Source organism: Nocardioides sp. P86 (assembly GCF_023712465.1).
Lineage (GTDB): Bacteria > Actinomycetota > Actinomycetes > Propionibacteriales > Nocardioidaceae > Nocardioides > Nocardioides kribbensis.
Genome location: NZ_JAMAYE010000001.1, coordinates 962,144 through 975,900 on the forward strand (window position 1 = coordinate 962,144; position 13,757 = coordinate 975,900).

Consider the following 13,757-nt stretch of genomic DNA (forward strand, 5'->3'; position numbering starts at 1 on the left):
GAGGCCGACGTGACCGCACCCACCGCCGGGACCGCCTCGGTCGGCGAGACCGAGCGCCTGCGCGTGCAGCGGCGCACGATGCGCGTGGTCGTGACCGGCCAGGTGCTGGGCGGTGCCGGGCTGGCCGCGGGCGTCACGGTCGGGGCGCTGCTGGCCCAGCAGATGCTCGGCTCCGACGGTCTGGCCGGGCTGCCCGTCGCGCTCTTCACCCTCGGCTCGGCGCTCGCGGCGTACGTCGTGGGGCGCACCAGCCAGCGGCTCGGGCGCCGCGTCGGGCTCGCCGCGGGCTTCCTGGCCGGCGGCGCCGGAGCGGCGGGCATCGTCGTGGCCGCCGCCCTCGACAGCGTCGTGCTGCTGCTCCCGGCCCTGCTGGTCTACGGCGCCGGCACGGCCACCAACCTCCAGGCGAGGTACGCCGGCACCGACCTGGCCTCCCCCGCCGAGCGCGGCCGCGCGATCAGCACCGCGCTGGTGGCCACCACGGTCGGCGCCGTCGCTGGGCCCAACCTCGTCGGGCCGCTGGGCCGCCTCGCCGTCGGGCTCGGTCTGCCCGCCCTGGCCGGGCCGTTCCTGCTCGCCGCGGTGGCCTACTCCGCGGCCGGGGTCGTGCTGCTCGCCCTGCTGCGGCCCGACCCCTTGCTGCTCGCCCGCCGCCTCGACACCGCACCCGCACCGGCCGCGGCCGGTGCGCCGGTCTCCCCCGACACCCGGCCCGGCACCCGCCCCGGCACCCGACCCGGCGCCCACGTCGGGGCCACCGTCATGGTGCTCACTCAGGTCACGATGGTGGCGATCATGACGATGACGCCGGTGCACATGCGCGAGCACGGCCACGACCTGGCCGACGTCGGCCTCGTGATCAGCCTGCACATCGCCGCGATGTACCTGCCCTCCCCGCTCACCGGCCGGCTGGTCGACCGGTGGGGCCGCACGCCGGTGGCGGTGCTCGCCGGCGCGGTGCTGCTGGCCTCCGGGGTCACCGCGGCCCTCGCGCCCGGCGACTCGCTCGTGCTCACCACCCTGGCCCTGGTGCTGCTCGGCCTGGGCTGGAACCTCGGCCTCATCGCCGGCACGGCCCTCGTGGTCGACGCCACCGAGCCGGCCACCCGGCCGCGCGTGCAGGGCAGCATCGACGTGCTGGTCGCCCTGGCCGGTGCCACCGGCGGCGTGCTGTCGGGCCTGGTGGTCGGCGCCAGCAGCTTCGCGACGCTCTCGCTGGGCGGCGGGCTGCTCGCCCTCGCCCTGCTTCCGGCGCTGCGCCGGGCCACCCCGCGACGGGCCTAGAGGGTCACGTCGCAGTAGTCGCCGGGACCGACCGGGTCGTGCCACGGCAGGCAGTAGGACCGGTCGGCGACCCAGCCGGTGCCCGCGAGCACCAGCACCGCCACGAGCGGCACCGCCGCGGCCAGGGCCAGGTGGGTGGCCGGGCGCAGCCGGCGTACGACGGGGCCGGCGCAGAGCGCGGCCGCCACCAGGAGCAGCGCCCCCTGGAGCAGCCAGCCGACGACGAGCACGGCGTCGGTCAGACCGCACGACGGCGTCGTCGACGTGCACGCGGTCATGACACCGAATCCGAGCAGCGCCGACCCGGCCGTGGCCAGCCCGAGCGTGATCAGCAGCCCGAACACCTGGAGGGCGGTGCGCAGCAGGATGAAGGAGTAGCTCATCGCCCCAGCCTCGGGGGCGCCGCACCCCGGCGCCTGAGCACGCGGGCTCGTCCGACCCCACCCGGATTAGGTCGGCTCGGGGAGGATGGGGCCATGCCCGAACTCCCCCGCAAGGCAGCAGCGCGCACGGCCCGCCTCGCGGCCCTGCCGCTGGGATACGCCGGCCGCAGCGCGCTCGGCTTCGGCAAGCGGATCGGCGGCAAGCCCGCCGAGACCGTCATGTCCGACATCCAGCAGCGCACGGCCGAGCAGGTCTTCCGCACCCTGGGCGAGCTCAAGGGCGGGGCCATGAAGTTCGGCCAGGCGCTCTCGGTGCTCGAGGCCGCCCTGCCCGAGGAGCTCGCCGGTCCCTACCGCGCCGAGCTGACCAAGCTCCAGGACTCCGCACCCCCCATGCCGACCCAGACCGTGCGCGACACCATCGCCTCCGACCTCGGCCCGACCTGGCGCAGCCAGCTGACCTGGCTCGACGGCGGCCCGACGGCGGCCGCCTCGATCGGCCAGGTGCACAAGGGCCGGTGGCACGACGGGCGCGACGTCGCGGTGAAGGTGCAGTACCCCGGCGCCGGCGACGCCCTGCGCTCCGACCTCAAGCAGCTCTCCCGCCTGGCCCGCACCATCGGGCCGATGGTGCCCGGTCTCGACGTCAAGCCGCTCATCGAGGAGATGCAGGCCCGCACCGAGGAGGAGCTCGACTACCGCCTCGAGGCCGAGGCCCAGCGGGCCTTCGCAGCCGCCTTCCGCGACGACCCCGACATCCTCGTGCCCGACGTGGTGGCCGCCGGCGACACCACCCTGGTCACCGAGTGGCTCGAGTCGACCTCCTCGCTGGCCAAGGTGGTCGCCGAGGGCACCCAGGCCGAGCGCGACCACTACGGCGAGCTCTTCGTGCGCTTCCTCGTGGGTGGGCCGGCGCGCACGGGCATGCTCCACGCCGACCCCCACCCCGGCAACTTCCGCATCCTGCCCCGCCGCGACGACGAGCCCGGCGGCATGGGCGTGCTCGACTTCGGCGCCGTCGCCCGGCTGCCCGAGGGGCGCCTGCCCGAGGCCACCGGCCGGCTCATCCGCATCGCCTCCACCGGCGACGCCGAGGCCCTCATGGAGGGGCTGCGGGGCGAGGGCTTCGTGCGCGACAAGGTCAGCCTCGACCCCCAGCAGCTGCTCGACTACCTCGCGCCCTTCGTCGAGCCGACCAAGACCGAGCGCTTCCGCTTCACCCGCGCCTGGATGCAGGAGCAGTTCCAGCGGATCAACAACCCCCGCGACCCCTCCTTCACCGTCGCCATCAAGATCAACCTGCCCCCGTCCTACCTCCTCATCCACCGCACCTGGCTGGGCGCGATCGGCATCCTCAGCCAGCTCGAGGCCGAGGTGCCCTTCCGCGAGATCCTCACCGAGTCGATGCCGGGCTTCGCGGAGGGCTGAGCCGGGGCATGGTTGGCTGGCCCGGTGGACGGTCGATCTCTCGGGAGCGTGGTCGGAGCCGCAGGTGGCGCGCTCTTCGTCTGGAACGCCGCCGGCGACCTGGCCGCCACCACCTGGCTGCGGGCCGCGGCAGTGGCCCTGCTCGTCCTGACCGTGGGTGCGGCACTGGTCGCCCGACGCGGTCGCGGCGGCCGCAGCGGCGGGGGCGCGGCACCCCCGCGCAGAGCGCTGCGCACCTACGGCTGGAGCGTCACGCTGATGGCGGTCGCGATCGTCGTCGGGGCGCGCGCGTGGGTGGCCCTCGACCTCGAGGCGGTGGTGCTGCCCTGGGTGGTGCTCGTCGTGGGCGCCCACTTCCTGCCCTTCGCACGCGCCTTCGGCGCACCCGTCTTCACCCGGCTCGGCGGCCTGCTGGTGCTGGTCGGCGGCGCCGGCGCGGTGGCGGCGGGCCTGGGCGTCGGGGACGCGGCGCCGGTCGCGGGGCTGCTCGCCGGGCTGGCGCTGCTCGCCTCCGGCCTCACCGCGGAGGTCCGCGGGCACGACCCGGGCCCCGCCGGCCCCGCGACCTGACCCGCTGGTGGTGCTAGGGCGTGGGGCCCGTCAGCGGCAGGTGCATCACGTGGAGCCCGACCAGGCCGTGGGCGCGGGAGTCGAAGGCCTCCGGCACGGTGCCGACGACGGTGAAGCCCAGCGAGCGCCACAGCGCCACGGCCGCGGTGTTGGTCTCGACCACCGCGTTGAACTGGATGGCGCGGAAGCCCTGGTCGCGGTGCCACCGCACCACGTGCTCGCCCAGCCGACGCCCGACCCCGCGCCCGCGGGCCCGCTCGGAGACCATGAAGGACGCCGTGCCGACGTGGGCGCCCCGGCCGGGCCGGTTGGGGCCCATCCTGGCGCTGCCGAGCACCTCGCCGTCCTCCTCGAGCACGACCACCGCCCCCGGGCCGCCGGTCCACAGGGCACGGGCCTCCTCTGAGGTGAGGTCCTCGGGGTAGGCGTAGGTCTCCCCGGCCCGCACGATCTGCTCGAAGAAGGTCCACACGCGCGGCCAGTCGGCCTCGGTCGCGGGACGGATGGCGGGGTCGGGCGCGGCGGAGGGCTGCTCGGTCACCCGGTCATCCTGCCTGGTCGTCCTGCCTGGTCGTCCTGCCTGGTCGTCCTGCCTGGTCGTCCTGCCTGGTCGTCCTGCCCCGCGCTCAGGTGACCGGCGCGCAGTCGTGGCCGCAGCCGCCCGCTCCCGGGGCGGGCGGCCCGTCGGCGTGGTCGGCCGGGCGGTGCAGCACCGCGCCGGTGGGCTCGACCCTCACGTCCTCGCCCGTGTCGCCGCAGGCCGTGGCGGTGCCGTCGACGAGCAGGCTGTGGCCGCGCGGCTCGCGGGGCGGGAAGAGCACGGTCACCGCCTCGTGGGCCGCGAGGTTGGCCAGCGTGCCGCGCCCGGGGGCACGCACGAGCAGCGTGCCGCCCTCGAGGGTCGGCTCGACCGTCACGGCCTTCACCCCGGCCGAGGTGGAGACGGTCAGCAGGTAGCCCGCGCCGAAGTCCTCGAGCGCGGCGGCCAGGTCGGCGATCTCCACGGGGATGCTCATGCCCCGAGCCTAGGCGCTGCCCGCGACCGGGGTCAGGCGTCGACCCAGCGGCGACCGACCTCGCGGGCCGCGAGCGCCCCGGAGCTCAGCTCGGCCAGCGTGGCGTGGAGGGCCGGCTCGCGCTCGGGGGCCACCCCCAGGCGCAGGGTGACGGCCCCGGCGTACGTCGCCCCGAGGACGCGGGTGCCGCGCGTCCGCAGCTCGCCCTCGATCCGGCCCGCGTCGGCGTGGGGCACGTCGACCTCGAGCTCGACGAGCAGCGAGCGGTGCACGACGTCGGCCTCGTCGAGCGCGGCGCGCACGGCGTCGCCGTAGGCGCGCACCAGGCCGCCGGCGCCCAGCAGCGTGCCGCCGAACCAGCGCGTCACCACCGCGACGACGTCGCTGAGGCCGGCCCCGCGCAGCACCTCGAGCATCGGGGCGCCGGCCGTGCCGGCGGGCTCGCCGTCGTCGGAGGAGCGCTCCACCGGCTGCGGCGGCGGACCGAGGACGAAGGCGGAGCAGTGGTGCCGTGCGTCGTGGTGGGCACGCCGCTGCCGCTCGACCACGGCCCGGGCGGCCTCCTCCGCGGCCCCGCCCCCGACGCGCTCCACGACGCACAGGAAGCGCGAGCGCCTCACCTCGGTCTCGACCGCGACCGAGCCGCGCACCGTCGCGTAGGCCTGGGCGCTCACGGGCTCACCACACCCCGAGCACGCCGCCGCCGAGGCGCACCACGAAGGCCGAGACCACGAGCAGGAAGAAGACCCGCACGAAGGCGGCGCCGCGCGCGACCGCCGTGCGCGCGCCGACGTAGGCGCCGAGCACGTTGCAGGCGCCCATGAGCAGCCCGATCTGCCACAGCACCGCGCCCTGGGGCACGAAGACGCACAGCGCGGCGAGGTTGGTGGCCCAGTTGGCCATCTTGGCCTGCGCGGAGGCGGCGAGGAAGCCGTAGCCGAGCAGGCCGACGAGGGCGAAGACGAAGAAGCTGCCGGTGCCCGGGCCCAGCGCCCCGTCGTAGAAGCCGACGAGGACCCCGACGCCGAGCGCAGCGGTGGTGTGGTGGTGGCCGGCGAAGCGCAGCGCGGTGACCTCGCCGAGGCTGGGCTTGAGCAGCACGTAGGCCCCCACCACCACCAGGGCGACGAGCACGATCGGCTCGAAGGCCCCGCGGGGCACCTGCGAGGCGACCAGTGCGCCCAGCGCGGAGCCGACGAAGGCGGCCAGCATGAGCGGCAGGAAGGTGCGCGGGTCGGGGCGCACGCGGCGGTAGAAGGTCACCGCGCTCGTGCTGGTGCCGCAGATCGAGGCCAGCTTGTTGGTCGCCAGCACCTGCACCGGCGAGGCGCCCGGCAGGCCGAGCAGCAGCGCCGGCAGCTGGATGAGACCGCCGCCGCCCACCACGGCGTCCACGAAGCCCGCCGAGACCGCCGCGAGGGCCAGGAGCGCGATCACGGTCAGCGACAGGTCCCCCACCGCGCCGACTGTAGGCGTCTGGCCGGGGCTGGTAGGCAGGAGGGGTGACGCGTGCCCTCCCGCCCCTGTCCGACCGCCCCCGCCGCCGCCTGCCCCGCGCGGCGGGTCTCCTCGCCCTCGTGCTGACCGCCGGCTGCGGCTCGGGCGCGGGGGGCGACGACGCCCCTGCACGCAGCAGCGGACCCTCGGGCGGCCCCGGGGCCACCTCCTCGGTCGACCCGCAGCAGCCGGCCACCGGGCGAGCCGCGTTCGCCGCCCTGGAGGAGCGGTACGCCGCCCGGGTCGGCGTCGTGGCCATCGACACCGCCACCGGTGAGACCGTGGCCCACCGCGCCGACGAGCGCTTCCCCTACGCCTCGACCGTCAAGGCGCTGGCCGCCGCGGTGCTGCTCGACCGCACGACGCCCTCCCAGCTCGAGCGGGTCGTGCCGGTGCGCCGCACCGACCTGGTCGAGTACTCCCCCGTGGTCGAGCAACGGGTGGGGCGCGGCCTCACCCTCGGCGCCGCCGCCGAGGCCGCCGTGCGGGTCAGCGACAACACCGCCGGCAACATCGTGCTCGAGGCGATCGGCGGGCCCGACGGCCTGCGTCGTGCCCTGCGCGGGCTGGGCGACCGGGTGACCGACCCGCGGCGCACCGAGCCGGCGCTCAACCGCTTCGAGCCCGGCGACGACCGCGACACCACCACGCCGCGGGCGCTGGCCACCACGCTGCGCACCCTCGCGGTCGACGACACCCTCGCTCCCTCCGACCGACGGCTGCTGCTGCGGTGGATGTCGGGCAACGAGACCGGTGACACCCTGGTGCGCGCCGGCGTGCCCGACGACTGGGCGGTCGCCGACAAGTCCGGGTCGGGGGCCACCTACGCCGCCCGCAACGACGTCGCCGTCGTCACCCCGCCCGGCCGCGCACCGGTCGTGGTGGCCGTCCTGACCCGCAGCGAGGACGTCGACGCCGTCGCGCGCGACGCCCTGGTCGCGGCGGCCGCCGGGGTCGTGGCCCGCGGGCTCGGAGAGGCAGACTGACGGCGTGCGCATCGTCTCCCTCCTCCCCGCCACCACCGAGGCGCTCTTCGCCATCGGCGCGGGCGACGACGTCGTCGGCGTGACCTTCGAGTGCGACACCCCCGCCGAGGCCCGCAGCCGCACCATCGTGTCGACCTCGGCGATGCCCGAGGGGCTGGCGCCGGAGGAGATCGACGCCTTCGTCTCCGCTGCGGCCGCACGCGGTGAGGACCTCTACCGTCTCGACGCCGGCGCCCTGGCAGGGCTCGACGCCGACCTCGTGGTGACCCAGGACCTCTGTGCGGTCTGCGCGGTCGACGTCGGCGTGGTCGACGAAGCGCTGGCGCACCTGGGCTGCACCGCGGAGGTCCTGACCTGCGACCCCCACACCCTGGCGGAGGTCCTCGACACCGTCGTCGCCCTGGGCCGGGCCACCGGCCGCGAGCCTGCCGCGCAGGCGCTCGCCGCCTCGCTGTCGACCCGCCTCGACGCCGTCCGGGCGCGCGTGGCGGGCCGGCCCCGCCCGCGGGTGGTGGTGCTGGAGTGGACCGACCCGCCCTACGCCCCCGGCCACTGGATCCCCGAGATGGTCGAGGCCGCCGGCGGTGAGTGCGTGCTCGGCGCTGCGGGCGAGAAGTCGACCCGGGTGCTGTGGGAGCGCGTGCACGAGGCGCGCCCCGACGTCGTGGTGGTCGCCCCGTGCGGCTACGACCGCGAGGGCGCGCGCCAGCAGGCCGACGCGCTCCTCACCGCGGGCCTGCTGCCCGCCGGGGCCCTCGTGCACCCCGTGGACGCCGACGCCCACTGGGCCCGCCCCGGCCCGCGCGTCGTCGACGGCGTCGAGGAGCTCGCCGCCGTGCTGCACCCCGCGGGAGACGTCGAGGGCCGTCGGGCGGTTGCGCCGCCGCACGCACCGGAGTAGGCCTGGGGTGACGGCGCCCGTCGGGGTGCCGCGCGGATGTGGAAGGTCGTGGTGGGGATGGTCCTGACGAGACGCGGGAGCCGCTCGGTGGGCGCCGTGGTGGCGTCGACAGTGGCCGTGCTGGTGACGACGGCGCTGCCGGCGAGCGCCGCGACGAGGACGTTCTCCGACAAGGCCGGCGACCTCGACCACCCCTCCGACCTGCGCGCGGTGACCGTGGTCAACCGGGAGGGCGCCGTGCGGGTGACGGTGGAGGTGCGCGACCTGCGCAAGAGCGGCCCGACGGTCACCGGGGGCTCGGTCTTCCTCGACACCGACGGTGACCGGGAGCCCGACTACGTGCTCACCGGCGGGTTCTTCGCCGGCACCGACTACGCGCTGCTGCGCACCTCCTCGTGGAGCCTGCGCGAGACCGGGGAGCGCGTGCTGTGCGACTAGGCCCTGCACCCCCGCTACGCCGACGACCTGGTCAGGATGCGCCTCGACACCGACTGCTTCGAGGCCGAGCCGGGCGAGGGCCCGGTGCGGGTGGAGGTCAGGGTCGCCGGCTCGCGGCCCGACGGCGGGGTCGCGGTCGATTGGTTGCGCTCGCCGCGCTCCTTCGGCGCGGCGGTGGCGCGGTCCTAGCGGCCCTCGTGCCTCCTCCGCCCGCGACTGTCGGTGCCCCCCGCTAGACCTGTCCGTACGCCGGAGCAGGGCGCACCGGACGGGAGCGGAGGACGCGTGCACGACCACGACACCCCGCCGTTGCGCGACCGCGTAGCGGTCCCGATCCTCGACGAGGCCGCCGAGGCGACCTGGCCGCGCCCGCGTGAGTGCTCGCTGTGCTTCGTGGCCCGGATGCTGCAGGCCCACGGCTGCGACGGCTCGATGCGCTGGGCCGAGCGCTTCCGCGAGGTGCGCTCCCCCACGGCGACGGGGCTGGAGCGGCGGCTCTCCCACCGAGGCGGCGGGTGCGACTGCGCCGCGCTCGCCGCGGGGTGGCGACCGGCCCGCCACGTGATGGAGCGCGACCTGCACACCGACGAGCTCAGCGCGCCCGCGCGGTGGCCCGACTGCGCAGGGGTGCGCCGGACGTCGTCGCGGGGCTGCGGCCACTGGGAGCGCGCCCCGCGCTGAGCCGAGGGCCCGAGGCGGGGCCGCGGCCTCAGTCGCCCCCGACCCACCAGCCCCGGCCGCCGCCGAAGAGACCGCCGTAGCCGCCGCCGCGGGCGCCGCCCTCGTCCCAGCCGCCGTCCCCGCCGGAGCGGCCGCTGCGGTCGCCGAGGTAGGAGCCGACCACGGCGGCGCCGAGGTCGTCGAGCTCGGGGGCGACGACCCGGCCGTCGACCCGCTGGGCCATCTGCTCGATGAAGCGGGCCAGACCGGGGTCCTCGCCGAGACGGAAGAAGGTGGTCTGGGCCCCCAGCCGCATCGCGTTGTCGAGCTCGCGCACGGCGTAGGCCACGGTGAGCGGGTGGGGCGGGTAGCTGAAGTAGACCTCGCCGCTGGTCTCCAGGTGGGAGGTCGGCTCGCCGTCGGTGACGATGAGCAGCACCGGCTGGGCGTTGGGGTGCTTGCGGAAGTGGCGGTTGGCCAGCAGCAGCGCGTGGTGCAGGTTGGTGCCCTTGTCCCACATGGCGTCGAGGGCGGTGAGCTCCTCGATCTCCATGACCTGGGCGCTGCGGCCGAAGCCGATCAGCTGCAGGTGGTCGCCGCGGAAGCGGCTGCGGATGAGGGTGTGCAGCGCCAGCGCGGTGCGCTTCATCGGCACCCAGCGCCCGTCCATCGCCATCGAGAACGACGTGTCGACCAGCAGCGCCACGCAGGCCTGGGTGCGGGCCTCGGTCTCCTGCACCTCGACGTCGTCGATGGTCAGCCGCACGCCGTCGGCGGCCGAGCCGCCCTCGGAGACCGTGCGCAGCACGGCGTTGGTGACCGTGCGGGTGACGTCCCACGGCTCGGTGTCGCCGAAGGCCCACGACCGGGTCGCGCCGGAGCGCTCGCCCGAGGCGCCGGCGCGGTCGAGGTCGCGCTGGCCCTGACGCCCGGAGATGCGCTGGGCCACGTCGCGCAGCAGCGACCTGCCGAGCTGGCGCATGGCCTTCGGGGTCAGCCGCAGCTGGCCGTCGGAGCCGCGCTGCAGCGTCCCGGAGTCGCGCAGCGCGTGCTCGAGCTGCTGCAGGGTGCGGGCGTCGACGCCCGCGGCGTCGCCGAGCTGCTTGGCCAGCAGCTCGAGGTCGAGGTCGTCCATGCGCGCGCCGCCGTAGGACTGCGAGAGCTGCTCGGAGAGCGCGTCGAGGTCGGCGAGGTCCTGGAAGGCGCCCGTGCCGTCGCCGAGGCCGAGGCCCTCCTGGCCGTCCATGCGCTCCGAGCCGCCCCAGTCCTCGCCGGGGCGCAGCGCCTGGAGGTTGCCGTCGAGACGGCCGAGCTGGTCCATCAGCTCCGGTGAGCCGAAGGCCTGCGCCGCCAGCGCGTCGAGCTCGTCGCGCTGCTCCTGGGTCATGGAGTTGCGCATCCGCTGGGCGGCGGCGGCGCGCTGGGCCAGGGAGTCGAGCAGCTCCTCCACGCTCTGGGGGTCCTCGGGGAATTGCTGGCCGTGCTCGTCCATGAAGTCGGCGAAGTCCTGCTCGGTGTCCTCGCCGCGACGGTGCTTGTCGAGCAGGTCGTTGAGGTCGGAGACCATCGCGGCGACCGCGGCGCGGTCCTCGTCGGTGGCGTTCTCCAGGGCCTGCTTCATGCCGGCGAAGCGCTGGTCGAGCATCTCGCGACCGAGCAGGTCCTTGATCTGCTCGAAGGCCTCGCGGGCCTCGCGCGACTGCCAGTCGTAGGACGACAGCTCGCTGACCGCGGCCGCGGGGCTCGGCGGGAGGCCCTCGAGCTGCATCTCGCGGAAGGCCCGGTCGGCGTCGTCCATCATCGCGTCGCGCGCCAGCTGCTTGCGCTCCTCGAGCACGGCGCGGTCGAGGAGCTCGCGCACCTCCTGCATCGTGCCGTCGAGGTTGTGGCGCGACAGCAGCTCGCGACGCTTCTCCGCGACCTGGCGGGCGAGGTCGTCGAGGCCCTGCTGGTCGCGGCCGCCGCGACGCAGGAACTCGCGCATCGCCCGCTCCGGCGAGGCACCGGCCATCACGTCCTCGCCGATGGCGTCGAGGGCCTCGGCCAGGTCGACGGGCGGGGCGAGCGGGTCGGCGCCCCCGTCGTAGCGGCCGTAGCTCGCGGCGCGGCGGCGGCTCCAGCGGTCAGCCATAGACGGTCTCGCCACCCCCGGACTCCTTGCTCACCTTGCGGGCGAGGTAGAGCCCCTCGAGGGCCAGCTCGATGGCGCCGGCGCGCTGGCCGTCGTTGGTCGCGCCGAGCCGGTCGCAGACGTCGTCGTAGAGCTCCGACTCCCCCAGCACCGGCAGCCCGGTGAGGAAGTCGCGGGCGGTGACCTGCTCGCCGGTGGTGACCATCACGCCCCTCTCGAGGGCGTCGACGAGCACGCCGAAGTCGAGACCGCGGAAGTGCGTGCGCACGGTCTCGGCGGTGGCGGTGCGCAGCAGGTGGGTGAGGATCTCACCCTCGCGGCCCTCCTCGCCCGACTCGAACTCGATCTTGCCGCCGAGCACGTCGACGGCGGTCTCGAGGTCCACCGGGCGCGCCACGGCGTCGTCCTCGCCCTGGGAGACCGCGCGGTGGATGGCGGCGGCCGCGATGGTCTCGGCGCCGGCGATGGCGAAGCGGGCCGAGACGCCGGAGCGCTGGTCGACCGAGGAGGACTCGCGCAGGTTGCGGGTGAAGCGGGCGAGGATCTCGACGAGGTAGTCGGGCACCTCGGCCACGAGGTCGGCCTCCTGCCGGATCACCGCGACCTCGTCGACCAGCTCGGTCGGGTAGTGGGTGCGGATCTCGGCGCCGAAGCGGTCCTTGAGCGGGGTGATGATGCGGCCGCGGTTGGTGTAGTCCTCGGGGTTGGCGCTGGCGACCACGAGGGTGTCGAGCGGCAGGCGCAGCACGTAGCCGCGGATCTGGATGTCGCGCTCCTCCATCACGTTGAGCATCGCCACCTGGATCCGCTCGGCGAGGTCGGGCAGCTCGTTGATGGCCACGATGCCGCGGTGGCTGCGCGGGATGAGCCCGAAGTGGATGGTCTCCGGGTCGCCCAGCGAGCGGCCCTCGGCCACCTTCATCGGGTCGACGTCGCCGATGAGGTCGGCCACGCTGGTGTCGGGGGTGGCCAGCTTCTCGGCGTAGCGCTCGTCGCGGTGGCGCCAGGTGATCGGCAGGGCGTCGCCGAGCTCGCCGGCCCGGCGGCGCGAGGCCACGGTGATGGGGTCGTAGGGGTGCTCGCCGAGCTCGGAGCCGGCGATGACCGGGGTCCACTCGTCGAGCAGGCCGACCATGGTGCGCAGCAGCCTGGTCTTGCCCTGGCCGCGCTCGCCGAGCAGCACGATGTCGTGGCCGGCGATGAGGGCGCGCTCGAGCTGGGGGATCACGGTGTCCTGGAGGCCGTGCAGGCCGGGCCAGGGGTCGCGGCCCTCGCGCAGGGCGGCGAGGAGGTTGTCGCGGATCTCGGTGCGCAGCGGGCGGTGCTCGTGGCCCGAGGCCCGCAGCTCGCCGACGGTGGTGGAGGTGGGAGCAGACGTCACGCGATCCACGCTACTGACGGGTCGCAACCGCGCCGTCGCGCGCCGGGACGCGGGTCAGGGGCGCTCGGCTCCCAGCGGGGCCACGGGCACCACGGCCACGGCGCCGTCGGCGTGCTCGAGCACGGCCGGGGCCACGGAGCCGAGCAGCAGCGAGCGCACCGGGGAGCCGGGGCGGTAGCCCACGACGGTGAGGTCGCGCCCCCGCGAGGCAGCGACGATCTCGTCGTCGGCCAGGCCGTAGGCGACGGTCAGGGTGACGTCGACGCCGGGGTGCCGCTCGGCCAGGCCGGCGACCGCCTCCGACAGCAGGGCGCGCACGTCGGCGACCTCGGGGTCCTCGGCCGGGGCGCGGTGCAGCCCGGCGGCGGTGGCCCGCACGTCCCAGACGCAGTGGAGCACCTCCAGCGGCAGGCCGCGCAGCGCCGCCTGCTGGTAGCCGAACTCGACCACCGCGAGCGAGCCCGGGGTGCCGTCGACGCCGACCAGCACCCCGCCGCGCGGGCGGTCGTCGGGGTGGGCGCCCCGACCCGCCCGGCCGGGGCGGCGCACGGCGGCGCCGGGGCGCACCACGACGACCGGGCAGTGGGCGTGGCGCGCGACGGCGACGCTCACCGAGCCCAGCAGCAGCGAGGCCACGGGGCCGCGCCCCCGCGACCCGAGCACGAGCAGCGAGGCGTGGCGGGAGAGGTCCTCCAGCATGGAGCGCGGGTCGTCGGCACGCATCAGCAGCACCACCTCGAGGTCGGGGTGGTCGGCCAGCACCCGCCCCCGGGCGTCCTGGAGCAGCGTGCACGCGTCGTCGCCCACGGCGTCGAGCACGTCGCGCGAGTCGATGCCGGCCTGGTCGAGCCACACCGAGCCCACCAGGCGGTAGGCGTGCACCAGGGCCAGGGGCCGGCGCAGCAGCAGGCACTGCCGCGCCGCCCACGCCAGCGCGAGGTCGGCGTCGTGGGAGCCGTCGATCCCGACGACCACGGCGCCGGTGGGCAGGTCGGCGGTCGGGCGGGCGGAGGAGGAGAGGTCGGTCACCGTCATGGCTCCAGCCTCACCAGCCCCGCGGGCGGCAGCCACGGACGAAGGTC

General features: G+C 75.9%; 16 protein-coding genes. 8 read left to right on the forward strand and 8 right to left on the reverse strand.

Annotation, left to right across the window (positions count from 1 at the left end):
• Positions 1-9 precede the first annotated feature (9 nt).
• Complete coding sequence (locus M3673_RS04390) at positions 10-1,284, forward strand: MFS transporter (protein WP_251532222.1); 1,275 nt, start codon at positions 10-12, stop codon at positions 1,282-1,284.
• On the opposite strand, the gene M3673_RS04395 is transcribed toward M3673_RS04390, so the two are convergent.
• Positions 1,281-1,667 (reverse strand): hypothetical protein, encoded by a 387-nt coding sequence (locus tag M3673_RS04395; protein ID WP_251532224.1) that lies wholly within the window; start codon positions 1,665-1,667, stop codon positions 1,281-1,283. The genes M3673_RS04390 and M3673_RS04395 overlap by 4 nt on opposite strands.
• 93 nt (positions 1,668-1,760) lie before the next feature.
• Between M3673_RS04395 and M3673_RS04400 the strand changes: the two genes are divergently transcribed.
• Together M3673_RS04400 and M3673_RS04405 are read left to right on the forward strand one after the other, a co-directional pair.
• The gene (locus M3673_RS04400) at positions 1,761-3,095 is read left to right on the forward strand and encodes an AarF/ABC1/UbiB kinase family protein (RefSeq protein ID WP_251532226.1); all 1,335 of its coding nucleotides are present in this window, start codon (positions 1,761-1,763) and stop codon (positions 3,093-3,095) included.
• Positions 3,096-3,119: 24 nt separating this feature from the next.
• Entirely contained in the window at positions 3,120-3,665 is a 546-nt protein-coding gene (locus M3673_RS04405) for a hypothetical protein (protein WP_251532228.1), read from the forward strand.
• Positions 3,666-3,678: 13 nt separating this feature from the next.
• Here the strand turns inward: M3673_RS04405 and M3673_RS04410 are convergent, their stop codons facing one another.
• The 4 genes from M3673_RS04410 to M3673_RS04425 all read right to left on the reverse strand — a co-directional run bounded on the left by M3673_RS04410 (position 3,679) and on the right by M3673_RS04425 (position 6,139).
• On the reverse strand, positions 3,679-4,206 hold the full coding sequence (locus tag M3673_RS04410) for a GNAT family N-acetyltransferase (protein ID WP_251532230.1): 528 nt from the start codon (positions 4,204-4,206) through the stop codon (positions 3,679-3,681).
• Between the two features lie 85 nt (positions 4,207-4,291).
• Positions 4,292-4,681: a pyridoxamine 5'-phosphate oxidase gene (locus M3673_RS04415; RefSeq protein ID WP_193662258.1), complete on the reverse strand. Its 390-nt coding sequence runs from the start codon at positions 4,679-4,681 to the stop codon at positions 4,292-4,294.
• A 32-nt stretch (positions 4,682-4,713) separates the two neighbouring features.
• Positions 4,714-5,355: a YigZ family protein gene (locus M3673_RS19560; RefSeq protein ID WP_193662259.1), complete on the reverse strand. Its 642-nt coding sequence runs from the start codon at positions 5,353-5,355 to the stop codon at positions 4,714-4,716.
• 4 nt (positions 5,356-5,359) lie between these two features.
• The gene (locus tag M3673_RS04425; protein WP_193662260.1) at positions 5,360-6,139 is read right to left on the reverse strand and encodes a TSUP family transporter; all 780 of its coding nucleotides are present in this window, start codon (positions 6,137-6,139) and stop codon (positions 5,360-5,362) included.
• 44 nt (positions 6,140-6,183) lie between these two features.
• Here M3673_RS04425 and bla point away from each other — a divergent pair, with 44 nt between their 5' ends.
• From bla to M3673_RS04450, 5 genes are all read left to right on the forward strand, one after another.
• Positions 6,184-7,164: a class A beta-lactamase gene (gene bla, locus M3673_RS04430; protein ID WP_251532232.1), complete on the forward strand. Its 981-nt coding sequence runs from the start codon at positions 6,184-6,186 to the stop codon at positions 7,162-7,164.
• Between the two features lie 4 nt (positions 7,165-7,168).
• Complete coding sequence (locus M3673_RS04435; RefSeq protein ID WP_251532240.1) at positions 7,169-8,065, forward strand: ABC transporter substrate-binding protein; 897 nt, start codon at positions 7,169-7,171, stop codon at positions 8,063-8,065.
• A gap of 96 nt (positions 8,066-8,161) precedes the next feature.
• The gene (locus M3673_RS04440; protein WP_251532242.1) at positions 8,162-8,503 is read left to right on the forward strand and encodes a hypothetical protein; all 342 of its coding nucleotides are present in this window, start codon (positions 8,162-8,164) and stop codon (positions 8,501-8,503) included.
• A 36-nt stretch (positions 8,504-8,539) separates the two neighbouring features.
• Positions 8,540-8,692, forward strand: a complete 153-nt coding sequence (locus tag M3673_RS04445; RefSeq protein ID WP_251532244.1) for a hypothetical protein — start codon at positions 8,540-8,542, stop codon at positions 8,690-8,692.
• 96 nt (positions 8,693-8,788) lie between these two features.
• On the forward strand, positions 8,789-9,184 hold the full coding sequence (locus tag M3673_RS04450; RefSeq protein WP_251532246.1) for a DUF2695 domain-containing protein: 396 nt from the start codon (positions 8,789-8,791) through the stop codon (positions 9,182-9,184).
• A 28-nt stretch (positions 9,185-9,212) separates the two neighbouring features.
• Here the strand turns inward: M3673_RS04450 and M3673_RS04455 are convergent, their stop codons facing one another.
• The 3 genes from M3673_RS04455 to M3673_RS04465 are packed head-to-tail and all read right to left on the reverse strand — an operon-like array spanning position 9,213 to position 13,710.
• Positions 9,213-11,294, reverse strand: a complete 2,082-nt coding sequence (locus M3673_RS04455; protein ID WP_251532249.1) for a VWA domain-containing protein — start codon at positions 11,292-11,294, stop codon at positions 9,213-9,215.
• Positions 11,287-12,675 carry a magnesium chelatase gene (locus M3673_RS04460; protein WP_251532251.1) on the reverse strand — a complete coding sequence of 463 codons (1,389 nt, stop codon included), beginning with the start codon at positions 12,673-12,675 and terminating at the stop codon, positions 11,287-11,289. The genes M3673_RS04455 and M3673_RS04460 overlap by 8 nt, the downstream gene beginning before the upstream one ends.
• Before the next feature lie 54 nt (positions 12,676-12,729).
• Complete coding sequence (locus M3673_RS04465) at positions 12,730-13,710, reverse strand: universal stress protein (protein WP_251532253.1); 981 nt, start codon at positions 13,708-13,710, stop codon at positions 12,730-12,732.
• Positions 13,711-13,757: the final 47 nt, after the last annotated feature.

What these genes read in the sequence shown, in the direction of transcription:
- M3673_RS04395 (WP_251532224.1), bottom strand. Translation starts at nt 1,667, where the DNA reads ATGAGCTACTCCTTCATCCTGCTGCGCACCGCCCTCCAGGTGTTCGGG.
- M3673_RS04445 (WP_251532244.1), top strand. Translation starts at nt 8,540, where the DNA reads ATGCGCCTCGACACCGACTGCTTCGAGGCCGAGCCGGGCGAGGGCCCG.
- M3673_RS04400 (WP_251532226.1), top strand. Translation starts at nt 1,761, where the DNA reads ATGCCCGAACTCCCCCGCAAGGCAGCAGCGCGCACGGCCCGCCTCGCG.
- M3673_RS04415 (WP_193662258.1), bottom strand. Translation starts at nt 4,681, where the DNA reads ATGAGCATCCCCGTGGAGATCGCCGACCTGGCCGCCGCGCTCGAGGAC.
- M3673_RS04465 (WP_251532253.1), bottom strand. Translation starts at nt 13,710, where the DNA reads ATGACGGTGACCGACCTCTCCTCCTCCGCCCGCCCGACCGCCGACCTG.
- M3673_RS04455 (WP_251532249.1), bottom strand. Translation starts at nt 11,294, where the DNA reads ATGGCTGACCGCTGGAGCCGCCGCCGCGCCGCGAGCTACGGCCGCTAC.